A 22,075-nucleotide genomic window follows, 5' to 3' on the forward strand; every position below is an offset into this window, starting at 1 on the left:
GGCCGCCCCCTCCCCCCGCCCGACCAGGGGCAAGCCCAAGGGCGGTCGCCCCGGCGGGGGCAAGCGCTGATGCGCGTCATCTCGGGCCATTGGCGCGGACGGCCGATCGTCGCGCCCAGGGGGGATGCGACTCGCCCCACCGCCGACCGCACGCGCGAGGCGCTGTTCTCGATGCTGGCCAGCCGGGTCGGCAGCTTCGACGGACTGGCGGTCGCCGACCTGTTCGCCGGGTCGGGCGCGCTGGGGATCGAGGCGCTGTCGCGCGGCGCCGCGACGTGCCTGTTCGTCGAACAGGATCGCGCCGCGCTGGATGCGCTGCGCGCGAACCTGACGAAGCTGGAAGCGACCGGCGGCGACGTGCGCGCGACGTCGGTGCTGGCGCTGGGCCCGGCGCCCCGGCCGCTCGACCTGGTGATGATGGACCCGCCCTATGGCAGCGGTGCGGGTGCGGTGGCGGCGGACAAGCTGGCGCGGCTGGGCTGGATCGGCCCGGCGACGTGGGTCAGCGTCGAGACGGCGAAGGCCGAAACGATCGACCTTCCGCAGTTCACGCTCGATGCCGAGCGGGTCTATGGCAAGGCGCGGGTGACGCTGCTGCGGCTGGCGTGACGCGCGCGGGCGGTCACGCCCGGCGCGGCACCAGCAGCAGGCCGAGGATGCTGGCGACACCCGCCGCGCCCAGCACGCCGCCGACCGCGCCCAGCCCGTGCGACACCGACAGCGCCTGCGCGATGCTGGGGGTCAGCCCGCCGCCGATCACCCCGCCGATGTTGAACCCCATCGACGCGCCGGTATAGCGCACCCTTGCCGGGAACAGCGTGGGCAGCCACGCGCCGAGCGGTCCATAGACAAACCCCATCATCAGCAGCGCGAACGACAGCCATGCGCCGATCACGAACAGGCTGCCCGCGCCGACCATCGGCCCGAGCAGCGCGCCCGCGATCACCACGCCGACGCACCCGCCGGCCAGCACCCGCGCGGGGGTCGCGCGGTCGGACAGCCAGCCGGCGAGCGCGATGCCGGCGGCCATGAAGAGGATCGCCACCAGCTGCGTCTGGAGGAACGCGCTGCGGCCATAGCCAAGGGTCGTGGTGCCGTAGCCGAGCACGAAGGTCGTCGCGATGTAGTAGAGCGCGAAGCAGGCGACGACGCCGAACGTCCCCGCCAGCGTCGCACGCAGGTGCCCGCCGGCCAGTTCGGCGAGCGGCACCGCTGCCGGCGCTTCACGCTCCAGCGCCTGTGCGAAGGCCGGCGTCTCGTGCAGCTTGACCCGCACCCACAGGCCCAGCCCGACCAGCACCACGCTGAACAGGAACGGCAGGCGCCAGCCCCAGCGGACGAAATCCGCCTCCGACAGTGTCAGCCCCAGCAGCAGGAACAGCCCGTTGGCGGCGATGAAGCCGACCGGGGCGCCGAACTGCGGCACCATGCCGAACCGGCCCCGCCAGCCCGGCGGGGCATTCTCCACCGCGAGCAGCGCCGCCCCGCCCCATTCGCCGCCCAGCCCCAGCCCCTGCGCGAACCGCAGCACGCACAGCAGCAGCGGCGCGACCCAGCCGATCTGCGCATAGGTTGGCAGGAATGCGATCAGCAGCGTCGACCCGCCCATCAGCATCAGCGAGGCGACCAGCGTCGACTTGCGCCCCAGCCGGTCGCCGAAATGCCCGAACACCGCCGCACCGAGCGGGCGGGCGACGAAGGCAAGGCCGATCGACAGATAGCTCGCCATCAGTTGCGCCGATGCGCTGCCCGAGGGAAAGAACAGCGGCCCGAACACCAGGGTCGCGGCGGTGGCGTAGATATAGAAGTCGTAGAATTCGACCGAGGTGCCGATCAGGCTGGCGATCAGGATGCGGCGATGGGCGCGCATGGGATGGGGGGCGGACATGGTGCCCCGCCTAGCGAGGTGACCGCGGGGGGCAAGAAGCTTTCGCCTTGGGCCGGCGTGGCGCAACTATCGCTGCGCGCCTGCTCGGCCGATCGCCTTCGTCGTCACTCCCGCGCAGGCGGGAATGACGACGAAAGGTCGCGGCCGGCAAGGCGCGGCTCGGGATCACCGCGCGCTGGCGACCGCCACCGGCTTCAGCTGCGCGACGCGAACCTGCGCGTCGCTGGCCATTTCAGTGCGGCAGCGGCGTTCGTCGCTCTGGCCGCGGAAGCCGGGGACGCGCGAGCGGCAGGCGCCGCGGGCGGCGCGGTCGATGCGCGAATCGAGGGTGCGGCGGCCCTCGACGGTGGCGAGGTCCAGCCCGGCATAGGACACGCGCACGGTCACGGGCTCGCGCTCCTCGGCATGGGCGACGGGCGACAGGCAAGCGGCGACGGTCGCCGCGAGGGCGATGAGACGGATGGTCATGGTAGCTCCTGCGGATAGGGTGCCCGTCGCGGCAGCGGTCGTCAGGCCTGACGCCGCCGTCCGCCGGCGCCTGCGCGATACCGTCCGTTTGTTGCGGTGCAACGAAGCAACGGTGGCAGATTGATGACGGTTGGGTAACGAAATCCTCGCTTGTCGCTTTACGGTTCGTTCCCTACCTGTTCGACGATGTCCGTATTTACGCCGCCCGCGCCGACCCCTGCCGATCCCCCCTATCTGCGCGGGCTGAACGACCCGCAGCGCGATGCGGTGCTGACCACCGACGGGCCGGTGCTGGTGCTGGCGGGCGCGGGTACCGGCAAGACCGCGGCGCTGACCGCGCGGCTGGCGCACCTCCTCTACACGCGCCGCGCTTACCCGTCGGAAATCCTGTCGGTGACCTTCACCAACAAGGCGGCGCGCGAGATGCGCGAGCGCGTCGGGCGGCTGGTCGGCGATCTGGTCGAAGGGATGCCATGGCTCGGCACCTTCCACGCGATCGGTGCCAAGATGCTGCGGCGACATGCCGAACTGGTCGGGCTGCAATCGAACTTCACCATCCTCGACACCGACGATCAGCTGCGGCTGCTGAAACAGCTGATCGTCGCCGCCGACCTCGATGAAAAGCGCTGGCCGGCGCGCAGTCTGGCGGGGCTGATCGACGGGTGGAAGAACAAGGGCATGGTTCCGGCCGATGTCGATGCGGGCGAGAGCGAGCGCTTCGCCAATGGCCGTGGCGGCGAGTTGTACCAGCAATATCAGGATCGGTTGAAGGCGGTGAACGCCTGCGACTTCGGCGACCTGCTGCTGCACGTGCTGACGATCCTGCGCACCGACCGCGACGTGCTGGCGCAGTATCAGCAGCGCTTCCGCTACATCATGGTCGACGAATATCAGGACACCAACAGCGTCCAGTATCTGTGGCTGCGGCTGCTGGCGCAGGAGCGGCGCAACCTGTGCTGCGTCGGCGACGACGACCAGTCGATCTATTCGTGGCGCGGCGCGCAGGTGGAGAATATCCTGCGCTTCGAACGCGACTTTCCGGGCGCGAAGATCGTCAAGCTCGAACAGAATTACCGCTCGACGCCGCACATCCTCGGCGCGGCCAGCGGCGTGATCGCGCATAATGGCGGGCGGCTGGGCAAGACGCTGTGGACCGAGACCGATGTCGGCGAGAAGGTGCGCGTCATCGGCGTGTGGGACGGGCCGGAGGAAGCGCGCCGGGTCGGCGACACGATCGAACAGGTGCGACGCGAGGGCAAGAGCCTCGACGACTGTGCCATCCTCGTGCGGGCGCAGCACCAGACGCGCGAGTTCGAGGAACGCTTCATCGGCATCGGCATTCCGTACCGGATCGTCGGCGGCTTCCGCTTCTACGAACGGGCCGAGATCCGCGATGCGCTGGCCTATCTGCGCGTCGTCAACCAGCCGGCCGACGATCTGGCGTTCGAGCGGATCGTCAACGTGCCCAAGCGGGGCCTGGGCGACAAGGCGGTGCAGACCATTCACCGGTTCGCCCGCGCGACGGGAAGCTCGCTGATGACCGCCGCGGCACGCATCCTCGACACCGACGAACTGACCGGTGCGGCGCGCAAGTCGCTGGGGCGGCTGGTCGGCGACTTCGCGCGGTGGCGCGACATGGCGCAGAGCCTGCCGCACGCCGAACTGGCGCGGCAGCTGCTGGACGAGAGCGGCTATACCGCGATGTATCAGGCGGAAAAGACCGCCGAGGCCGCCGGGCGGCTGGAGAACCTGACCGAACTGGTCCGGGCGATGGAGGAGTATGACTCGCTCGGCGCGTTCCTCGAACACGTATCGCTGGTGATGGACAACGAGGCGTCGGCCGAGGAGCCGAAGGTCACGATCATGACGATCCACGCCGCAAAGGGGCTGGAATTCGACACGGTGTTCTGCGTCGGATGGGAAGAAGGGCTGTTCCCGTCGCAGCGTTCGCTCGACGAGGGCGGCACCGCCAGCCTCGAGGAGGAGCGCCGCCTCGCCTATGTCGCGATCACCCGCGCGCGGCGGCTGGCGGTGGTGTTCCACGCCGCGAACCGCCGCATCTACGGCCAGTGGAATTCGTCGCTGCCGTCGCGCTTCGTCGGCGAACTGCCCCCTGAGCATATCGAAACCGAGACGACCATGTCGGGCGGCGAGAGCCTGTGGCGCGCGAACTGGAGCGAGCGGGCCGACCCGTTCGCCGACGTCGCGCGCGGCACCGGACGGGGTCCGGGGTGGCAGCGCGCGGCGGCGCAGGGGTCGGGCTTCACCCCCGCTCCTTCCCGCGTGGTCGAGGCGCGGACCAGCGCGATCAGCCTGGGCAACAAGGGGCGCAGCGACCTGTCCAAAGGGCAGCGCGTGTTCCACCAGAAATTCGGTTACGGCACGATCGAGACGATCGAGGGCAACAAGCTGGAAGTATCGTTCGAAACCGCCGGCCAGAAACGTGTGCTCGACAGTTTCGTGACCCTGGGCTGACCGATGGATCGCACCTGAACCTGCATTGATCTGGATCAGCGACGACGATACTTTCGTACGATATTCTTCGCGCTCTCGAGTCCACAGCTGCAAGGAGGCCGAGGATGTCGATGAACGACAATATCGAATATTATCGCCGCCGCCTGAACGAAGCGGAGGCCCGGGCGAGCCGGGCCGAACTGCCGGAGGTGCGCCGCGTGCACCGCGAGATGGCGGACCGCTATACCGCGATCCTGCGCGACGCGGAACGCGGGGCGGGCCGTCCGGTGCTGGGGATCGTGTCGCGCGACTGACGGTACGGTTTGCGACAGGCAACCGCACCGCGCCCCGCTCGTTTGGGAACCAGCTTTTCCAGACGAGGATCCCGCGATGCCCTATGTAAAGACCCGTGACGGCACCAGCCTGTTCGTAAAGGATTGGGGACAGGGCCGCCCGGTGGTGCTGATCCATGGCTGGCCGCTGTCGGCCGACAGCTGGGACCCGCAGGCAATGGCGCTGGCCGATGCCGGATATCGCGTGATCGCCTATGACCGGCGCGGCTTCGGCCGGTCGGACCAGCCGTGGTCGGGATATGACTATGACACGCTGTCGGACGATCTGGCCGACGTGATGAAGGAAACCGGCGTCACCGACGATGCGGCGATCATCGGGTTTTCGATGGGTGGCGGCGAGGTCGCGCGCTACATGTCGCGCCATCACGGCAAGGGCGTGACCCGCGCGGGCTTCATCGGGTCGGTCGTGCCGTACATGCTGCAGACCGACGACAATCCCGACGGCGTGCCGCAGGACCAGCTTCAGGAGATCGCCGACAACATCAAGGCGGATCGCCCGAAATTCTTCCGCACCTTCTTCGACCAGTTCTACGGCGTCGGCTTCATCACCAGCCCGGTGAGCGAGGAGGTGCTGGACGTGTCGTGGAACACGGCGATGCTGGCGGGGCTGAAGCCAACGCTCGCCTGCGCGGAATCGTTCGGGACGACCGATTTCCGCCCCGACCTGCCCTCGATCACCGTGCCGACGCTCATCATCCACGGCACGTCGGACCAGACGGTGCCGATCGACGCGACCGGGCGTGCGCTGGCCAGCGCGCTGCCGAACGCGACGTTCATCGAATATGACGGCGCGCCGCACGGGCTGTTCGCGACGGAGAGCGACCGGTTGACCGACGATCTGCTGTCGTTCCTCGGCACGCGGTAAGCCCCTCGCGCCCATCGTCACCCCCGCCCGTGCGGGGGTGACGGGCAGGGGAAGCATGACGCATATTCCCCCCAAGCCGATCTGCATTGCCCCGGCCAGCCAGCGGACCTAAAGCCAGCCCATGTCCGCCAACCCGCATCCGCTGTCGATCCCTGCGTTTCGTGCCTATTTCCTTGCCCGCCTGTCCAACACGCTGGCGCAGATCGCGATGGTCGTGGTCATCGGGTGGCAGGTGTACGACATCGCGCGCGAGACGATGACGATCAAGCAGTCGGCGTTCCAGCTGGGGCTGATCGGCGTCGCGCAGTTCCTGCCGCTGCTGTTCCTCTCGCTGGTCGCCGGCTGGGTCGCCGACCGGGTCGACCGGCGCTGGATCGCGCGCGGTTCGGTCGCGCTGGAGGGCGGCTGCGCGCTGCTGCTGGCGTGGCTGACCTATAGCGGCGCGATCACCCTGCCGTGGCTGTTCTTCGTCGCGGCGCTGCTGGGCGTCGCGCGCGCCTTTGCCGGGCCGGCGTTGCAGGCGCTGGCCCCCAACCTCGTCCCCGCCGCCGTACTGCCGACCGCGATCGCGATGAGTTCGATCGCGTGGCAGGGCGGGTCGGTGATCGGGCCGGCGATGGGCGGCTATCTCTACGCCTTCGGTCATTTCTGGCCCTATGCGGTGTCGGCCGGGCTGTTCCTGTTCGGCTTCGTCATGCTGTTCCGCATCCCGCCGATCCCGCGCGCGGCGATCACCGGCGGCACCAATCCGTGGCGACAGATGCTCGACGGCCTGTCCTATGTCCGCCGCAACCGGCTGGTATTCGGCGCGATCTCGCTCGACCTGTTCGCGGTGCTGCTGGGCGGGGCGACGGCGATGCTGCCGATCTATGCCCGCGACATCCTGCAGATCGGGGCCGACGGCCTCGGCCATCTGCGCGCCGCGCCCGCGCTGGGCGCGGTCGTCGTCGCCGCCGTCTTCGCGATCAAGCCGCTGTCGAAGGATGTCGGTGCCAAGATGCTGCTGTCGGTCATGGGCTTTGGGGCGGCGACCGCGCTGTTCGGCCTGTCCGCGCCGCTGCTGATCCCCATCTTCGGACCGGCGGCGGTCGGCGCCGACTTCGCCCCCGCCGCGATCCTCGCGCTAGCGTCGCTGTTCGTCGTCGGCGCGACCGACATGGTGTCGGTCTATGTCCGCCAGTCGCTGATCCAGCTGCACACGCCCGATGCGATGCGCGGGCGGGTGGGCGCGGTGTCGACGCTGTTCGTGTCGGGATCGAACGAGCTGGGCGAGGCACGCTCCGGCTTCCTCGCGGCACTGGTCGGCCCGGTCGTCGCGGTGGCGGGCGGCGGCATCCTCGCGATCGGCGTTACCATGCTGTGGTCGCGCCTGTTCCCCGAATTGCGCGCCGCGCGGAGCTTTACGCCGCCCAGAGATTTGGAAGTCATCCCCAAGGAGACACAGCCATGAAGGCCGATACCATCCTGCAAACGATCGGGAATACGCCGCACGTCCGCGTCCGCCGGCTGTTCGGCGATGCCGAGGTGTGGATCAAGTCCGAACGATCCAACCCCGGCGGGTCGATCAAGGACCGCATCGCGCTGGCCATGATCGAGGCGGCGGAACGCTCGGGCGACCTCAAGCCCGGCGGGACGATCATCGAACCGACCAGCGGCAACACCGGCGTCGGCCTCGCGATGGTCGCGGCGGTCAAGGGCTACCGGCTGGTCCTCGTCATGCCCGAAAGCATGAGCATCGAGCGCCGCCGGCTGATGCTGGCCTATGGCGCGACCTTCGACCTGACCCCGCGTGAAAAGGGCATGAAGGGCGCGATCGAGCGCGCGCACGAACTGGCCGCCGAAACGCCCGATGCGTGGATTCCGCAGCAGTTCGAGAATCCGGCGAACATCGACGTCCATGTCCGCACGACCGCACAGGAAATCCTGCGCGATTTCGCCGACACCCCGATCGACGTCATCATCACCGGCGTCGGCACCGGCGGCCACATCACCGGCGTCGCCGAGGCACTCAAGGAAAAATGGCCGAACCTGAAGGTCTTCGCGGTCGAGCCCGAATTGTCGCCGGTCATCTCGGGCGGACAGCCGGGGCCGCACCCGATCCAGGGGATCGGCGCGGGCTTCGTCCCCGCCAACCTGCACACCCGCGCGATCGACGGCGTCATCAAGGTCGACGCGGCGGTGGCGAAGGACATGGCGCGGCGTTCGGCGCGTGAAGAGGGGATGCTGGTCGGCATCTCGTCGGGCGCAACGCTGGCGGCGATCCTGCAGAAGCTGCCCGACCTGCCCGATGGCGTCCGGGTGCTGGGGTTCAACTACGACACCGGCGAACGATACCTGTCGGTGCCCGACTTCCTGCCCGAACAGTGAGCTTCCCGACCCTCCGTTCGCTTCGAACGGAGGGGCGGGTTTGTCGAGGCCCACAGTTGAAAAGGCGTTCTCGACGGGCGCTTCTCGACAGGCTCGAAGCTGCTCGAACCAAACGGAGACAGGGCGACGGTACGACTCACCCGCTTGAACCGGACGTCATCCCGGCGAAGGCTGGGATCTTTCGGTGATAGCGCGGTACAAGAGCCGCTTGAGACCCCAGCCTTCGCTGGGGCGACGTCCTTGTTCTATTGGATCAGATACTGGTGAATCAATCTCCCGACGCAGCCCCCGCCCGGCACGGCATCCGCACCGGATCGGCGGTGGTCGACGGCGTGCTGATCGGGCTGTCGATCGCCGCCGCCATCGTGCCGGCGGTGATCGTGCAGCGCGTGCCGCCGGTCCGGGTGGACGTCCGCCGCGACGTCGCCGGGCCGCACATGGGCGGCGATGCGGCCGTCCCGGCCATCCCCCCGCCCCCGGTCGAGCCGGCGGAGTTCCGCAACCTGCCGCCCGACGAAGCGCGTGCGTTCAACGCGACCGTCCCGTTCGTGCCCGGCCCGAACCCGGCGGCGCGGCCGTTCCGCTTTCCCGATGACGCCGACAATCTGGCGCGCGCGACCGATTGCCTCGCGGCGGCGGTGCTGTACGAGGCGGGCGACGATGCCCGGGGGCAGCGCGCGGTCGCTCAGGTGGTGCTGAACCGGGCGCGCCACCCGGCCTTTCCCAACACGGTGTGCGGCGTCGTCTTCCAGGGGTCCGAACGGCGCACCGGCTGCCAGTTCACCTTCACCTGCGACGGGGCGCTGGTCCGCGCCTACCCCGAACCCTTCTGGGAACGCGCGCGCGCGATCGCGGCGGCGGCGCTGTCGGGCAGCGTCTATGCGCCGGTCGGCTATGCTACCCATTACCATACCGACTGGGTCGTACCCTATTGGCAGTCGAGCCTCGCCAAGATCGCGGCGGTCGACACGCACCTGTTCTTCCGCTGGTCCGGATGGTGGGGCACGCCCGGCGCGTTCCGGCAAGCGGTCCGGGGCGAGGAACCGCGCGTCGTCCAGCTCACGCCCTATTCCTCCGCGCACAAGCTACCCGAAGTGCTGGCGGTCGAACAGGAGGCCGGCATGTTGACCGGACAGTTCGCGCCGGCATCGCTGCCCCGCGCCAGCAGCGACGATCCCGATACCTTCCTCGTGGCGCTCGACAGCGCGGTATCGCCCGACAGCTGGCCGGCGCTGGCCGCTGCGACCTGCGGCGACCGGGTGCGGTGCAAGTTCATGGGCTGGCGCGACGGGGCGGCGGTGCCGGCCCGCGCCGCTGCCGCATCGGAACCCGCAGCGCTCGCGACGATGTCCTTCAGCTATCTGCGCGACCGGACGCAGCCGATCGAGCGGTTGCTGTGGAATTGCCAGCAGGTGCCGCGCCCCGCGGTCGACTGCATGCGGCGCGTCGTCGCGCCCCCGCCCCCGCCCGCCGTCGAGCCCGCTGCGGCGGCGCCGCTGGCCGGGGTCCGGCGGCGCGGCGATCCGACGCCGGTGCCCTCACCGCTCCCGCAATAGCGCGCGCGCCAGCGGATCGGCATCCTCGACCGCCAGATCGGCGATGTCGGGACGGCCGATCCCCTTGGCCCCTGCCGTGTCGACGCGGACCGTGGCGATGCCGAGCAACCGCTGGAGCGGCGAACGGGTGACCGACACGCTCTGGATACGGCCGAGCGGCACGATCCACGCCCGTTTCGCCAGCACGCCGCGCATGACGTGCAGATGATCCCCAAGGATCGCATAGCGATGCCGGCGGCGCGCCAGCAGCGCCGCGGCGACCGGGATCGGCACCAGCAACAGCGCAAAGCCGGCCAGCGGCACGAACAGGCTGACGATCCCGATCACGATCAGCGGCGGGACCCCGCGCAGCAGCATCGCGCGCACGACATGGCCGAACGCGACGGGGCGCAGCGGCAACGGATCGAACGCCGGATAGCCGGCCGCCGCCAGCACGCGCGTCACCTCGTCGTCGCGGGCGAAGGGCGCGACATGCTGGCGTCCGCCGACATCGTCGCTGCCGCCCAGCGTCTGGAAGCGCAGCCCCGACCATCCCAGCCGCCCGCTGACCATGCCGCGCTCGATCAGCGCCAGCTGGATACGGCGCAGGCCGACGACCACCTCGGTCCGGGTGGTGAGCCCGCGCATGCGGCGCAACCGGTCGCCTTCCTGCTCCAGCCGAAATCCGTGTTCGACGAAGAAGGTGCGCGCGACCCCGCTGATCGCACCCAGCACCAGCGCGACGATCGCCGCCAGCGCGGCGAACAGCGGCGTGGCCAGCGCGATCGCCTCCTGCCGCGCGACGCCGGCCCAGTCGCGCCACCCGTCCCAGTCGAGCCCGATCAGGTCGCCCAGCTGGTTGATCGCGGCGAACAACACCCCGACCCAGACCAGCGAGAAGCCGAACAACCCCATGACCAGCACCCGCCGGGCATCCATCGCGAAGACTGTGGCGCGTGCCGGGACGGATGTACCACCCTCGTCCGCCGCGACCGTCCCGCCGCGCAGCACCGCGCGCAACCGCCCCGCCTCGGCCAGCGATACGCTGTCGAGCGTCGCCTCGTCCGCCTCGCCGCCGCCGGTCTCGATTCGCACGCGCGCCAGCCCGAACAGCCGCGCGACCAGCTTCTGGTCGATCGACACGTCCTGGATCCGCTCGAACGGGATCGATCGGCGGTTGCGGTGGAGGATGCCGTCGGCGATGACCAGTTCGCCATCGGCGAGGCGATAGGTGAACGACCGCCAGCGCACCCAGGTGAAGATCGCCGCCGCGAACAGCACCAGCGCGGCGACCCCCGCCATCACCAGCAGCCCGCCACGCGACGACGCGGCGGCCAGCGCGACGATGCCCGCGATGTTCTGCGGCGCCTTGACGATGATCCGCAGCGCGATCGTGCCGGGATGCAGCCGCCGTGCCGCATCGGGCGCGCTCACCATGGCGACGTTTCGATCGCGGCGCGGATGCGGTCTCGCACCGCTTCCGCCTGTTCGCGGGCCAGTCCGGGAACCGCGACGCGGCTGTTGTCGGTCCCGGCGGTGTGCAGCACCAGCGTGGCCACGCCGCAGCCGCGCTCGACCGGGGCCTGGCGCAGGTCGATATGCTGGACCCGCCCGACCGGCACGATGGTATGGACCCGCGTCAGCCAGCCACGCGCGACATGCAGTTCGCGCCCGTCGAAGGCGAACCCCCAGTGCGCGAAGCGTCGCGGCGGCGACACGATGGTCAGCCACAGCCCCAGCGCGACCGCCACGGCCAGCGCGATGCCGTTCGGCAACCCCTGCTGGTTCAGCACCACTTCCGCCAGACCGGCGACGACGAGCAGCACGACCGCCTGGATCGCGCCGCGCCAGCGCAGCACGCGCAGGAAACCAGGGTCGAGCGGGGCGAGCGGCGGCATATCGTCCATGCTGGTGTGATAGGCAGGCAATACGCCGATCTCAAGCGAAACCGCCTCTTGTCTACGAACGCCGGGGGGGCCATAGCGCCCGCGACACCCTCCCCACGGATTTTGAGGCGACCTCCATGAAACTCCGCATCGTCGTAACGCTCAAGAACGGCGTGCTCGATCCGCAGGGCAAGGCGATCGAACATGCGCTCGGCTCGCTGGGCTTTGCGGGCGTGGGCGAGGCCCGCGTCGGCAAGCTGATCGAGCTGGACGTGGCCGACGGCACCGACGACGACACGATCGACGCGATGTGCCGCAAGCTGCTGGCCAACACCGTCATCGAGAATTACCGGGTCGAACGCGCATGAAGACCGCCGTCATCGTCTTTCCGGGGTCGAACTGCGACCGCGATATCGCGGTGGCGCTGGAATCGGTCACCGGCACCGCGCCGACCATGGTGTGGCACCGCGACAGCGACCTGCCGGACGATATCGGCCTCGTCGCGGTTCCCGGCGGCTTTTCCTATGGCGACTATCTGCGTTCCGGGGCGATCGCCGCGCGGTCGCCGGTGATGCAGGCGGTGGTCGCCGCGGCGGGCAGGGGCCTGCCGGTGCTGGGCATCTGCAACGGCTTCCAGATCCTGACCGAGGCGGGGCTGCTGCCAGGGGCACTGATGCGCAACCGCGGGCTGTCGTTCGTCTGCCGCGACGTGGCGCTGACCGTCGGCGACACCCGCTCGGCCTTCACCGGCGGCTACCGCGCGGGCGATACGATCCGCATTCCGGTCGCGCATCACGACGGCAACTACGTCGCCGACGACGCGACTCTCGACCGTTTGGAGGACCAGGGACAAGTCGCATTCCGCTACGCCGAACCGGTAAACGGCTCCGCCCGCGATATCGCCGGGCTGGTCAACGCCGCGGGCAATGTGCTGGGCATGATGCCCCACCCCGAACGCCGCATCGAAGCCGCCCATGGCGGTCGCGACGGGCGGGCATTGTTCGAGGGGCTGCTGGCGAAGGTCGGGGCGTAACGCTACCCCGGCGTCGCGAATTGCAGCGAATAGGCATAGGTCCGCAGTTCGACGTCGCCGGCGCGCCGGGCGGCGGCGCGGATGCGGTCGGGGAACGATCCGGCAACCAGCATCGCCCGGACCGGCGTGCCGTGCTCCTGCTCGATATCATAGGCATAGGCGAGTAGCTGTTCGAGCGCACCCGCCGGGCATTTGCCTGCCTTCAATTCGATCACGACCGTCCGCCCTTGTGCGTCGCGCGCGAGGATATCGATCCGGCCGGTTGCGACGCTCACCTCCGTGCCGCCGTCGATCGCGACCAACCCGGCCTCCAGTGCGGCCAGCTGTTGCCGGACCTGGGTCTGCATCTCGCGTTCGCGCAGGAAATTGGCATCGGCGACGATCGCGTCGGCCAGTTCGGTCACGACGTCCGCCGTCGGCTGGACGGTATCGTCGTCGACGCCATCCGACGCCTTTTCCAGCCGGTACAGCGAATAACGCTTCAGGACCGAGCGGGCGTGCGAGCGATAGGTCGCGAACGGCTCCTTGTCGGTATCTCTCGCCCATTGCGCGACGGCCTCCATCCCCTGCGACAGAAGCGCCTCGTCAAGTCCGCCGATCGCCTGATCGATCCTGTTCAGAAACGAACGATAGGTGTCGCAGGCGTTCTTCGACGCACCAACGACGTTGGCGAAATAGTCGTTGAATCCGGCCTTGTCGTACACCCTTACATCCCCTTGTTCGAAAACGGCGAGAAGTCGGTCGCGGTGTCGAACACGTCGACGCCCTCGCGCCGCTTCAGCCAGCCGACCACGGCGTAGGTGACCGGGGTCAGCACGACCTCCCACGCGACCTTCATCGCCCAGTTGGTGACCATCACCATCAGCACCTGCTGCGTCGGCCAGACGTACAGGAAAGCGAGCGGATAGAAGATCGCGCTGTCCACCGCCTGTCCCACCACGGTCGACCCGATGGTCCGCGTCCACAGCGCGCGACCCTGCGTCCACAGCTTCATCCGGGCGAGGACATAGGCGTTGACGAACTCGCCGGCCCAGAAGGCGGCGATCGACGCGAAGACGATGCGCGGCACCTGTCCGAACACCGCTTCATACGCCCCCTGGCCCGTCCATGCCGGCGCGGGCGGCATGGCGACGACCGCCCATGCCATGAACGCCATGAACAGCAGCGCGGCGAAGCCGACCCAGATGCACCGCCGGGCGCGCGCATAGCCATAGACTTCGGTCAGCACATCGCCCAGCACATAGGATACCGGGAAGAACAGGATGCCCGCGCCGAACACGAACGGCGTCCCCGCGACAGCGATCGCCGCGACCTTGCCCGCGCCGATGATGTTCGACAGTAACAGGATGGTGACGAACGCCGCCATCACGAGATCGAAGTGCCGGAACCCGCGCGCGGGGACGGTGTCGGCGTCGATACGGGGCAGCGCGGGATCGGTCGGCGAGGGCATGGCCGCGTTATGATAGCGGTTCCGCTTTGCCGCAATGCGCGCTAACGAAGCGGCGGGCACCCGTAGCTCAGCTGGATAGAGCAAGGAGCTTCTACCTCCTTGGTCGGGGGTTCGAATCCCTCCGGGTGCGCCAGTTTCCGACGCGCGATGCGCGTTCGGGAACCTCGTCGGTGGCCGGTGTTTCAGACGGGACCCTTCTGCCGGCGAGCCATCATGTCCCATCCCACGCTGATCTTTCTCCACGCACTCGGGATGAGCGGGGCGGAATGGCGGCTGGTCCGCGAATCGCTGGACGGGTTTGCGTCGATAGCCCCCGACCTGCCGGGATTCGGGGCCGCGGCGGATGCCGGGTATCGCGACGTCGCGGCAATGGCGGATGCTGTGGAGGGCGTCGTGCGCGGGGCCGGGCGCTGCGTGCTGGTCGGGCAGAGCATGGGCGGCAAGGTCGCCTCGGTACTGGCGGCGCGTGGCGGTGGGATGTCGGGGATCGCGGGAGTCGTGCTGGTGGCGGCGTCACCGCCGTCGCCCGAGCCGATCGAGGACATGCGGCGGCGCGAGATGCTCGGCTGGGCGACGCCGGGACCGATCGGTACAGGGGCGGCGGCGGCGTTCGTCGATGGCAATTGCGCCAGGCCGTTGCCCGCCCCGCTGCGCCACGCGGCCATGGCCGATGTGCGGCGGTCGAACCCGGCGGCGTGGCGCGGCTGGCTGGAGGCGGGCAGTCGCGAGGACTGGCGCGAGGCGGTGGGCGTGGTGCAGTTGCCGGCGCTGATCGTCGCGGGACGCGAGGATGGCGATCTCGGCGAGGCGGCGCAGCGCAAGCTGAACCTGCCGCATTACCCCGACGCGCAGGTCCGGGTGATCGCCGATGCCGCCCATCTCATCCCGCTGGAACAGCCCGGGCGGCTGGCGACGCTGATCCGCGCGTTCGTCGCGGATCAGGCATAGGCGTAGCTCCCCCCCGCCGCCAGCGCGGCGCCATAGGCCGGGCGGGCATGGATGCGGTCGAGCCACGCGATCGTATGCGGACGCGAACCGTCAAGCCCGGCGCGACTGCGCGCCGCTTCCAGCGGGAAGCTCATCATGACGTCGGCGGCGGTGATCGCGTCGCCGGCGAACCAGTCATGCGATGCCAGATGGCCCTCGACATAGTCGAGATGGACGTCGATCATCGGCTGGATCTTCTTTTGCGCCGCCTTGCCCAGCAGCGGTACGCGGCCGAGCACCAGCTTGACCAGCAGCGGCGGCATCAGCGAGCCTTCGGCATAATGCAGGAAATGGCGATAGTGCAGCGCGTTGCGACGGTGCGCCGGCATGCCCAGCCGACCGTCGGCCTTCTCGACCAGATATTCGACGATCGCCCCGGTTTCGGCGACGACCAGCGGCCCGCTGCTGCTGCCCGCGGCATCGTCCTCGATCACCGGCGACTTGCCCAGCGGATGGATGCGGCGGAGTTCGGGGGGCGCCAACATCGTCGCCTTGTTCCGTTCGTAGCGCTTCACCGCATAGGGCAGCGCCAGTTCCTCAAGCAGCCAGAGCACGCGCTGCGACCGCGAGTTTTCGAGGTGGTGGACGACGATCATCGGCGGATTTCCCTCCAGAAGGCGCGACAGTCCCGATGCAATGCGACAGCGCGCGATCGGTTGCACGCCATCCGACCGAACGCGCCGCCGGTGCCGCGGATGTTGGCGAAGGTTGCGGGACGTCCAGTCGGCCGCCCATCCATACCTTCCGAGAAAATCATCCTGTTACAGTGCATTGCAGGGCGTCGAACAACGATCGGGCGGCACCCTGGCCGCCCGATGTTGATCCCTACATGTCGTCGTCGCCATCCTCGGCATCGGGGCCGGCCATCATTTCCTCGGCGACCTTTTCGGTACGCTGGCGGATCGCGGCCTCGAGCTTGTCGCGCAGTTCGGGATGTTCGGTCAGGAAGTTCTTGGCGTTCTCCCGCCCCTGCCCGATCCGCACGCTGTCATAGCTGAACCACGCGCCCGATTTCTCGACCAGCCCGGCCTTCACGCCCAGGTCGAGGATCTCGCCGATCTTCGAAATGCCCTGCCCATACATGATGTCGAATTCGACCTGCTTGAACGGCGGCGCGACCTTGTTCTTCACCACCTTTACGCGGGTGGTGTTGCCGATGATCTCGTCGCGATCCTTGATCTGTCCGGTGCGACGAATGTCGAGGCGGACCGATGCATAGAATTTCAGCGCGTTGCCGCCGGTCGTGGTTTCCGGATTGCCGTACATCACGCCGATCTTCATGCGCAGCTGGTTGATGAAGATCACCATGCAGCGCGAGCGGCTGATCGACCCGGTCAGCTTGCGCAGCGATTGCGACATCAGACGCGCCTGCAGGCCGACATGACTGTCGCCCATCTCGCCCTCGATTTCCGCGCGCGGCACGAGGGCGGCGACGGAGTCGACCACCAGCACGTCGATCGCGTTCGAACGAACCAGCGTATCGACGATTTCGAGCGCCTGTTCGCCGGTATCGGGCTGCGACACGATCAGTTCGTCGATGTTGACGCCCAGCTTCTTCGCATAGACCGGGTCGAGTGCGTGTTCGGCATCGACGAAGGCGACGGTGCCGCCGCCCTTCTGCGCCTCTGCCAGCACGTGCAGCGCGAGCGTGGTCTTGCCCGAGCTTTCCGGGCCGTACACCTCGATCACGCGACCGCGCGGCAGGCCGCCGACGCCGAGCGCGATGTCGAGCCCGAGCGATCCGGTCGAGATCGCCTCGACCTGCATCGTTTCCTTCTGGCCCAGCTTCATCGCCGAACCCTTGCCGAACGCCCGGTCGATCTGCGCCAGCGCGGCGTCGAGCGCCTTCTGCCGTTCGCCCGCCGCCTTGTCGTTTGCCGCCGCCATCTTGCTATCGACCGCCTTCAGATTTGCCGCCATGTCCAGCCTTTCGCGTAAAGCAACCGCGCCGAGGGTTCAACGCGTCTGTTGGATCGACATGTATTCGTTTTGTTCCTGCCGCGCAAGCTCGCATATCGACGGTTCACATCCAGCGGCATATCGTGGAGAATGGATGGTAGCGACCAGGAGAGCACGACCGATGGGCAGCATCTTCGCGATCGGTGACGGCGTTGCCGTTGGCATCGGCGCCGTCATCCTCGCATGGGCAACGGCGGCGACCGGATCCGCGCCTGCTGCGGCGCCGGCGATGCCCCCGAATGCGCGCGAACCCGACGCCGCGCTGTGCACGCCTGCCGAAACGCCGCTGTTCACCTGCACGCTGGGCGCGCACCGTGCCTCGCTCTGCGCGAAGGGTGGCAAGGCGACCTATCGCTACGGACGGCCGGGGCAGATCGAATTGGCGTCGCGACGGCTGACGATGGCGACCCGCAGCCTTTCAGGGGGCGGCGAGACCCAGATCACCGCAGCCAGCAACGGCCATTCCCATACGATGTTCGACAGGACGACGCGTACCGCCTTCGGCGCGGACGGGCGCAACGATCCGAAATCGGAAACCGGCCTGATCGTCCGCCACGGCGACAAACGGCTGTCGTCGCGCATCTGCGAGAACGACATGCCGATATCGTCGCGTTCGCGCACGGTCATTCCGGCCGGACCGTTCGTCCCGCATTGAAGAAGCCCACGTCGCCAACCGTCAACTCCCCTGCTTCGCCATCCGGGTCCGTTCACGCGCGGCGGCGCTCATCGCTTCGGTTTCGGTCAGGTCGATGACGTGGACGGTGAGCGCCCCCATGCGGCGCGCGATCCGGGTGCCGGTGGGAACGCCCTTCGTCGCGCGCACCGTGAAGCGATCGATGCGGTACATGCCCGGGTTGCCGGGTTCGGTGCGAAGCGGAACGTAGCGTCGATCGGATACCTGTTTCAGGATACCGCTGCGCCACTGGCCCAGACCGGCATCGCGCAGCACCTCGACATCGGCGGTGCGGCCGTCGGGGCGGATCCAGTAGCCGACATCGGCGAAGCGGATGGACGAATCGTGCCATGGATCGGTATCGACGCCGCCGCGCGCCGCGCGACCACCCTGGATATCCTCGACCGGGCGCGAGAACAGCAGTTGCGGGGGGTCGTTCACCGACTGTCCCAGCCGCGCGGCGAGCGCGTCAACGGCGCCGGCGTCGCCCTTGCGGATGGCGATGCGCGCGCGCAGGATGTCGCGCAGCTGTTCGAGCAGCGGCTTCTGCGTCCCGACCAGCGCCACCGCCTCGGTCGCGAACTGCTCCGCCTTTGCATATCGATCCCGCGCCAGCGCCAGCCATGCCTGGCGATAGGCCGCGCCGGCCGCCAGGTCGCCCTGCCCCGACTCCACCGCATGACGCCGCACGCCGGCATACATGCTTTCCGCGGCGTTCAACGAACCCGTCGCCACCATATTGTCGGCGAAACCGAGTTCCTCGACCAGCGTCGCCGGATCGGTCGGTCCCAGTTCCCGGCGCAGGATCTGGACATTGTTCCGCGACGATGCCTGCCACAATTCGGCGTCACCTTCATGCTCCGCGACGGTGGCCAGCGTCGCGTACAGGCTGGACACCGGACCGGGCAGCGGCGCCGCATGTTGCCGGTTGCGGCGAATGGCGGCCTGCAACGTCCGGCGCGCATGGTCGTAGCGCCCGGCGGTGAACTGTTCGACCGAAGCCTGCAGCGACGCCTCCACCTCTTCGGCCGGCGGGCAACTGCGCTGGAGGCACGCGACCAGCGCGTCCTCCGCACGGTGGCCGGTCACGATGATCTCGTCGGGCTGGGCCGGTGGCACGGCGGCCGTCTGGGCGAACAGGAGCAGCGTGGCGACGATCATATACGGATCGTCGCCACGCCCTCATTCACTGTCAAGCGTGGGAACGTTCCCTCGATCAGCCGAGGTCGTTCAGTGCCTTTTCGACCGCGTCCATCGTGAACGGCTTCGACAGGACCGGGCGATCGCGGTGCGTATCTTCGATCATGTCGCCCGAACCGCCGGTGGCCAGCACGAACGGGATGCCCGCCGCGGCGAGGCGGTCGGCGACGGGCCAGCTCTTTTCCCCGCCGCGCAGGTGGACGTCGAGGATCGCCGCGTCGATCCCGCCCCGCTCGATCGCCGCCACGGCGGCAGCCACGCTGTCGGCGGTGCCGGCGACGGTCCGGCCGAGCATGTCGAGGAAATCCTCGAGCATCATGGCGATCAGGGGTTCGTCCTCGACGACGAGGATGCGCGAAGGCGAAGTCATACGCCGCGGTCCTTAGCGGTCAAAGCGGGAACGCCGCAACCGATTTCGTCAAACGGTTCAGGTCTTTGCCAGCGCGTCGCGCGCCGCGGTGGCCAGTTGCTGCACCGAAAAGGGCTTTGGCAGGAACGATACCTGATCCAGATCAATCGAACGGCGCAACTGTTCCTCGGCATATCCCGACATGAACAGGATCGGCAGCGCCGGATATGCCTTGCGGACATGGCCGACCATCGTCGGTCCGTCCATCGTCGGCATCACCACGTCGGAGATCAGCAGGTCGATATGCGGCCGATCGGCGAGCAGTTCGAGCGCCGCCTCGCCATTCTCGGCGGTCATCACGCTGTAGCCCTGTCGCGTCAGCGCGCGTTCGGCGATGGCGCGCACCATGTCCTCGTCCTCCACCAGCAGGATCGTGCCCGATCCCCAGGCGGGCTCGGCCGGCTCGGCACGCAGTTTGGGGTTGGTGCCCAGCCGCGGCGGTTCGGCGGCGGCGGCGTGGACCGGCAGGTGGATTGTGAAGGTCGACCCCTGACCACCACGCGATTCGGCGAAGATATAGCCGCCCGACTGCTTGATGATGCCATAGACGGTCGACAGGCCCAGACCGGTGCCCTTGCCCACTTCCTTGGTGGTGAAGAACGGTTCGAAGATCTTGGGCAGCACGTCGGCGGGAATGCCGGTGCCGGTGTCGGACACCTTGAGCGTCACGTAGTCGCCGACCGGCAGGACGTCGTCGTCCATCGCGCGGACTTCCTGCGCGCTGGTCGCCAGCGTCTCGATCGTCAGCACGCTGCCCCGCCCGCCCTGCGCCAGCATCGCGTCGCGGGCATTGACCGCGAGGTTGACGACGACCTGTTCGAGCTGCCCCGGATCGGCGCGGACCGACCCCAGCCCGCGGCCATGGTTGACGACCAGCTGCACCGTCTCGCCCAGCAGGCGTTTCAGCAGGTTGGAGACTTCGGAAATGACGTCGGGCAGCTGCAATACCTGCGGGCGCAGCGTCTGCTGGCGCGAAAAGGCGAGCAGTTGGCGCGTCAGGCTGGCGGCGCGGTTAGAATTGGCGCGGATCTGCTGGATGTCGTCATAATCGCTGTCGCCGGGCGAATGGCGCATCAGCATCAGGTCGCAATGCCCGATGATCGCGGTCAGGATGTTGTTGAAATCATGCGCGACGCCGCCGGCGAGCTGGCCGACCGCCTGCATCTTGGTCGCCTGTGCCACCTGCCGCTTGAGCTTGCCCTCCTCGCCGGTGTCGCGCAGCGACAGGACGACGGCGGCCTCGCCCAGGCCCCGCGCACCGGCGATCGACAGCGCGACGGGTTCCTCCGCACGGTCGTTCAGCCGGACGGCCATGTCGGCGCTGTGCTGCGCCCCGCCGGCGAAGCGGCGGACGGCATCGGCCAGCGCGGCCTTGTCCTCGCGCACCACCAGGTCGCCCGGATAGAGCGGCGGGGCGACGGGATTGACGCCGGTCGCGCGGACGAAGGCGTCGTTCATGTGCAGGAAGCGGCCGTCGCGATCGACCAGCGCCATGCCGACCGGCAGCAGCGAGACGAGCGCGCGGACCTGTGCCGCCGAACCCGGCGCGGCGATCGGCATCAGCCCGACCGGCGCCTCCTCCTCGTCCAGCATCGCCACCAGCATCGGGCCGGCGGGATCGTCGACGAACGGCACCTGCACGATGCGGAGCGGATCGCCGCCCAGCCCCTCGCGATCGAAACGGACGCGGCCACGATTGTCGGTGACGAGGAAGCGGGCGAAGTCGCGGCCCTCGATCGCCGCATCCTCGTTGCCGACGGCGCGGGCGCGAAAGACGCGGTTGGCGGCACGGATGCGGCCATCGGCGCTGAGCAGCGCGATCATCACGCCCGCCGCGCCCAGCCGCTCGCCCGCGTCGCCCGCGATCATCGCGCGCATCGTCACCGCTTCGGCGACGACCTGTCCGCCCTCGAAACGCCAGACCAGCATCGAGTCGCTGGCGCGGGCCAGCGTGACGACCAGCGGCGCGTCGCCCTGCCGCACGGTGACCTTCGCATCGCCGTCGCGCCACGCCGCGCGGGCCGCTCCGGCCAGCGCACCCGCATCGACGCCGTCGCCCAGCACGCCCGGCGGCGTCGGATAGCCGCCGAACAGCGCGGCATAGCGGTCGTTGGCGCACACCAGCCGCCCGGCACGGTCGGTGACGGCCAGCGCGTGCGGGCAGACCGCGGCGATCGTCTGCGCCAGCGACCAGTCGACGACCGGTTCCTGCGGCGACGCGCCCGTCCGCCAGCGCGTCACGCCGAACCCGACCCCGGCCAGCACCAGCGCCGCCGCGACGAACCCGGTCGCCACCGGCACGCTGCCCAGCGTCCACAACACGATCGCCGCCGCCGCCACGCCCGCGATCAGGGCGGTGGCAAGGGGCAGGACCGGCGATGGGACGGACGAAGAACTGGGCAGCATGACCAAGCTGTTGGGGTGGTTCGGGGTCCGGCGTCAAGCGGCGGTTCGGGCGGCTGGTCGCAGGGGACGGCACCGATCGTGCGCCCTGCCGCATCGGCGCGGATCGATCCGTTGCCCGGGATCGTCATTGCCCATTGCCGCG

The 22,075-nt window shown here is 69.0% G+C and carries 22 protein-coding genes and 1 tRNA gene; 12 read left to right on the forward strand and 11 right to left on the reverse strand.

The features are described 5' to 3' along the window. Positions 1–69 precede the first annotated feature (69 nt). Complete coding sequence (gene rsmD / locus QLH51_RS02515) at positions 70–609, forward strand: 16S rRNA (guanine(966)-N(2))-methyltransferase RsmD (protein ID WP_125654663.1); 540 nt, start codon at positions 70–72, stop codon at positions 607–609. A 13-nt stretch (positions 610–622) separates the two neighbouring features. Here rsmD and QLH51_RS02520 read toward each other — a convergent pair whose 3' ends face one another. Continuing rightward, positions 623–1,870, reverse strand: a complete 1,248-nt coding sequence (locus QLH51_RS02520) for an MFS transporter (protein WP_125654714.1) — start codon at positions 1,868–1,870, stop codon at positions 623–625. A 183-nt stretch (positions 1,871–2,053) separates the two neighbouring features. After that, positions 2,054–2,356, reverse strand: a complete 303-nt coding sequence (locus tag QLH51_RS02525; protein WP_125654661.1) for a UrcA family protein — start codon at positions 2,354–2,356, stop codon at positions 2,054–2,056. Between the two features lie 186 nt (positions 2,357–2,542). Between QLH51_RS02525 and QLH51_RS02530 the strand changes: the two genes are divergently transcribed. The 6 genes from QLH51_RS02530 (at position 2,543) to QLH51_RS02555 (ending at position 9,951) form a co-directional block, all read left to right on the forward strand. Then, positions 2,543–4,831, forward strand: coding sequence for an ATP-dependent helicase (locus QLH51_RS02530; protein WP_125654659.1), 2,289 nt, complete (start codon positions 2,543–2,545; stop codon positions 4,829–4,831). A gap of 104 nt (positions 4,832–4,935) precedes the next feature. Continuing rightward, positions 4,936–5,124 (forward strand): hypothetical protein, encoded by a 189-nt coding sequence (locus QLH51_RS02535; protein ID WP_125654657.1) that lies wholly within the window; start codon positions 4,936–4,938, stop codon positions 5,122–5,124. 76 nt (positions 5,125–5,200) lie between these two features. Then, the gene (locus tag QLH51_RS02540; RefSeq protein WP_125654655.1) at positions 5,201–6,028 is read left to right on the forward strand and encodes an alpha/beta fold hydrolase; all 828 of its coding nucleotides are present in this window, start codon (positions 5,201–5,203) and stop codon (positions 6,026–6,028) included. Positions 6,029–6,149: 121 nt separating this feature from the next. Next, positions 6,150–7,478: an MFS transporter gene (locus QLH51_RS02545; protein ID WP_125654653.1), complete on the forward strand. Its 1,329-nt coding sequence runs from the start codon at positions 6,150–6,152 to the stop codon at positions 7,476–7,478. Then, positions 7,475–8,395, forward strand: a complete 921-nt coding sequence (gene cysK, locus QLH51_RS02550; RefSeq protein WP_125654651.1) for a cysteine synthase A — start codon at positions 7,475–7,477, stop codon at positions 8,393–8,395. The genes QLH51_RS02545 and cysK overlap by 4 nt, the downstream gene beginning before the upstream one ends. Positions 8,396–8,658: 263 nt before the next feature. Then, positions 8,659–9,951, forward strand: a complete 1,293-nt coding sequence (locus QLH51_RS02555) for a cell wall hydrolase (RefSeq protein ID WP_206428800.1) — start codon at positions 8,659–8,661, stop codon at positions 9,949–9,951. Here the strand turns inward: QLH51_RS02555 and QLH51_RS02560 are convergent. Together QLH51_RS02560 and QLH51_RS02565 are read right to left on the reverse strand one after the other, a co-directional pair. Next, positions 9,934–11,367 carry a PH domain-containing protein gene (locus tag QLH51_RS02560; RefSeq protein WP_125654649.1) on the reverse strand — a complete coding sequence of 478 codons (1,434 nt, stop codon included), beginning with the start codon at positions 11,365–11,367 and terminating at the stop codon, positions 9,934–9,936. The genes QLH51_RS02555 and QLH51_RS02560 overlap by 18 nt on opposite strands. Beyond that, entirely contained in the window at positions 11,361–11,837 is a 477-nt protein-coding gene (locus QLH51_RS02565) for a PH domain-containing protein (protein WP_164516056.1), read from the reverse strand. Before QLH51_RS02565 ends, QLH51_RS02560 begins: the two co-directional genes overlap by 7 nt. Before the next feature lie 116 nt (positions 11,838–11,953). Here QLH51_RS02565 and purS point away from each other — a divergent pair, with 116 nt between their 5' ends. Next, entirely contained in the window at positions 11,954–12,184 is a 231-nt protein-coding gene (gene purS / locus QLH51_RS02570) for a phosphoribosylformylglycinamidine synthase subunit PurS (RefSeq protein WP_125654645.1), read from the forward strand. Beyond that, a complete protein-coding gene (gene purQ, locus QLH51_RS02575) occupies positions 12,181–12,849 on the forward strand; it encodes a phosphoribosylformylglycinamidine synthase subunit PurQ (RefSeq protein ID WP_125654643.1) in 669 nt (222 codons plus the stop codon). Before purS ends, purQ begins: the two co-directional genes overlap by 4 nt. 2 nt (positions 12,850–12,851) lie before the next feature. Here the strand turns inward: purQ and QLH51_RS02580 are convergent, their stop codons facing one another. Both QLH51_RS02580 and QLH51_RS02585 read right to left on the reverse strand, forming a co-directional pair. Continuing rightward, positions 12,852–13,553, reverse strand: coding sequence for an endonuclease NucS domain-containing protein (locus tag QLH51_RS02580; RefSeq protein WP_125654641.1), 702 nt, complete (start codon positions 13,551–13,553; stop codon positions 12,852–12,854). A gap of 2 nt (positions 13,554–13,555) precedes the next feature. Further along, on the reverse strand, positions 13,556–14,299 hold the full coding sequence (locus QLH51_RS02585) for a queuosine precursor transporter (protein WP_125654639.1): 744 nt from the start codon (positions 14,297–14,299) through the stop codon (positions 13,556–13,558). Positions 14,300–14,355: 56 nt separating this feature from the next. Between QLH51_RS02585 and QLH51_RS02590 the strand changes: the two genes are divergently transcribed. Next, positions 14,356–14,432: transfer RNA gene (locus QLH51_RS02590), tRNA-Arg, on the forward strand. 80 nt (positions 14,433–14,512) lie between these two features. Further along, positions 14,513–15,247: an alpha/beta fold hydrolase gene (locus QLH51_RS02595; protein ID WP_125654637.1), complete on the forward strand. Its 735-nt coding sequence runs from the start codon at positions 14,513–14,515 to the stop codon at positions 15,245–15,247. On the opposite strand, the gene QLH51_RS02600 is transcribed toward QLH51_RS02595, so the two are convergent. Together QLH51_RS02600 and recA are read right to left on the reverse strand one after the other, a co-directional pair. Then, positions 15,238–15,882, reverse strand: coding sequence for a glutathione S-transferase family protein (locus tag QLH51_RS02600; protein ID WP_125654635.1), 645 nt, complete (start codon positions 15,880–15,882; stop codon positions 15,238–15,240). The two genes, QLH51_RS02595 and QLH51_RS02600, sit on opposite strands and share 10 nt — an antisense overlap. 229 nt (positions 15,883–16,111) lie before the next feature. Next, a complete protein-coding gene (recA, locus tag QLH51_RS02605) occupies positions 16,112–17,206 on the reverse strand; it encodes a recombinase RecA (RefSeq protein WP_283514210.1) in 1,095 nt (364 codons plus the stop codon). A 160-nt stretch (positions 17,207–17,366) separates the two neighbouring features. On the opposite strand from recA, the gene QLH51_RS02610 reads away from it, so the two are divergent. Next, entirely contained in the window at positions 17,367–17,900 is a 534-nt protein-coding gene (locus QLH51_RS02610) for a hypothetical protein (RefSeq protein ID WP_125654633.1), read from the forward strand. 21 nt (positions 17,901–17,921) lie between these two features. Here QLH51_RS02610 and QLH51_RS02615 read toward each other — a convergent pair whose 3' ends face one another. The 3 genes from QLH51_RS02615 to QLH51_RS02625 are packed head-to-tail and all read right to left on the reverse strand — an operon-like array spanning position 17,922 to position 21,933. Next, positions 17,922–19,079, reverse strand: coding sequence for a hypothetical protein (locus QLH51_RS02615; protein ID WP_125654631.1), 1,158 nt, complete (start codon positions 19,077–19,079; stop codon positions 17,922–17,924). A gap of 55 nt (positions 19,080–19,134) precedes the next feature. Beyond that, positions 19,135–19,488 carry a response regulator gene (locus QLH51_RS02620; protein ID WP_125654630.1) on the reverse strand — a complete coding sequence of 118 codons (354 nt, stop codon included), beginning with the start codon at positions 19,486–19,488 and terminating at the stop codon, positions 19,135–19,137. Between the two features lie 57 nt (positions 19,489–19,545). Next, positions 19,546–21,933, reverse strand: a complete 2,388-nt coding sequence (locus tag QLH51_RS02625) for a hybrid sensor histidine kinase/response regulator (protein ID WP_125654628.1) — start codon at positions 21,931–21,933, stop codon at positions 19,546–19,548. Positions 21,934–22,075 lie beyond the last annotated feature (142 nt).

Source organism: Sphingomonas sp. 2R-10 (assembly GCF_030062225.1).
In the GTDB taxonomy this organism is placed as follows: domain Bacteria; phylum Pseudomonadota; class Alphaproteobacteria; order Sphingomonadales; family Sphingomonadaceae; genus Sphingomonas.

Coding starts and splice junctions, on each gene's coding strand:
- QLH51_RS02525 (WP_125654661.1), bottom strand. CDS start 2,356: ATGACCATCCGTCTCATCGCCCTCGCGGCGACCGTCGCCGCTTGCCTG.
- QLH51_RS02560 (WP_125654649.1), bottom strand. CDS start 11,367: ATGGTGAGCGCGCCCGATGCGGCACGGCGGCTGCATCCCGGCACGATC.
- purS (WP_125654645.1), top strand. CDS start 11,954: ATGAAACTCCGCATCGTCGTAACGCTCAAGAACGGCGTGCTCGATCCG.
- purQ (WP_125654643.1), top strand. CDS start 12,181: ATGAAGACCGCCGTCATCGTCTTTCCGGGGTCGAACTGCGACCGCGAT.
- QLH51_RS02595 (WP_125654637.1), top strand. CDS start 14,513: ATGTCCCATCCCACGCTGATCTTTCTCCACGCACTCGGGATGAGCGGG.
- QLH51_RS02520 (WP_125654714.1), bottom strand. CDS start 1,870: ATGCGCGCCCATCGCCGCATCCTGATCGCCAGCCTGATCGGCACCTCG.
- QLH51_RS02565 (WP_164516056.1), bottom strand. CDS start 11,837: ATGGACGATATGCCGCCGCTCGCCCCGCTCGACCCTGGTTTCCTGCGC.
- QLH51_RS02535 (WP_125654657.1), top strand. CDS start 4,936: ATGTCGATGAACGACAATATCGAATATTATCGCCGCCGCCTGAACGAA.
- QLH51_RS02540 (WP_125654655.1), top strand. CDS start 5,201: ATGCCCTATGTAAAGACCCGTGACGGCACCAGCCTGTTCGTAAAGGAT.
- QLH51_RS02530 (WP_125654659.1), top strand. CDS start 2,543: ATGTCCGTATTTACGCCGCCCGCGCCGACCCCTGCCGATCCCCCCTAT.
- QLH51_RS02610 (WP_125654633.1), top strand. CDS start 17,367: ATGGGCAGCATCTTCGCGATCGGTGACGGCGTTGCCGTTGGCATCGGC.
- QLH51_RS02600 (WP_125654635.1), bottom strand. CDS start 15,882: ATGATCGTCGTCCACCACCTCGAAAACTCGCGGTCGCAGCGCGTGCTC.
- rsmD (WP_125654663.1), top strand. CDS start 70: ATGCGCGTCATCTCGGGCCATTGGCGCGGACGGCCGATCGTCGCGCCC.
- recA (WP_283514210.1), bottom strand. CDS start 17,206: ATGGCGGCAAATCTGAAGGCGGTCGATAGCAAGATGGCGGCGGCAAAC.
- QLH51_RS02585 (WP_125654639.1), bottom strand. CDS start 14,299: ATGCCCTCGCCGACCGATCCCGCGCTGCCCCGTATCGACGCCGACACC.
- cysK (WP_125654651.1), top strand. CDS start 7,475: ATGAAGGCCGATACCATCCTGCAAACGATCGGGAATACGCCGCACGTC.
- QLH51_RS02615 (WP_125654631.1), bottom strand. CDS start 19,079: ATGATCGTCGCCACGCTGCTCCTGTTCGCCCAGACGGCCGCCGTGCCA.
- QLH51_RS02620 (WP_125654630.1), bottom strand. CDS start 19,488: ATGACTTCGCCTTCGCGCATCCTCGTCGTCGAGGACGAACCCCTGATC.
- QLH51_RS02625 (WP_125654628.1), bottom strand. CDS start 21,933: ATGCTGCCCAGTTCTTCGTCCGTCCCATCGCCGGTCCTGCCCCTTGCC.
- QLH51_RS02545 (WP_125654653.1), top strand. CDS start 6,150: ATGTCCGCCAACCCGCATCCGCTGTCGATCCCTGCGTTTCGTGCCTAT.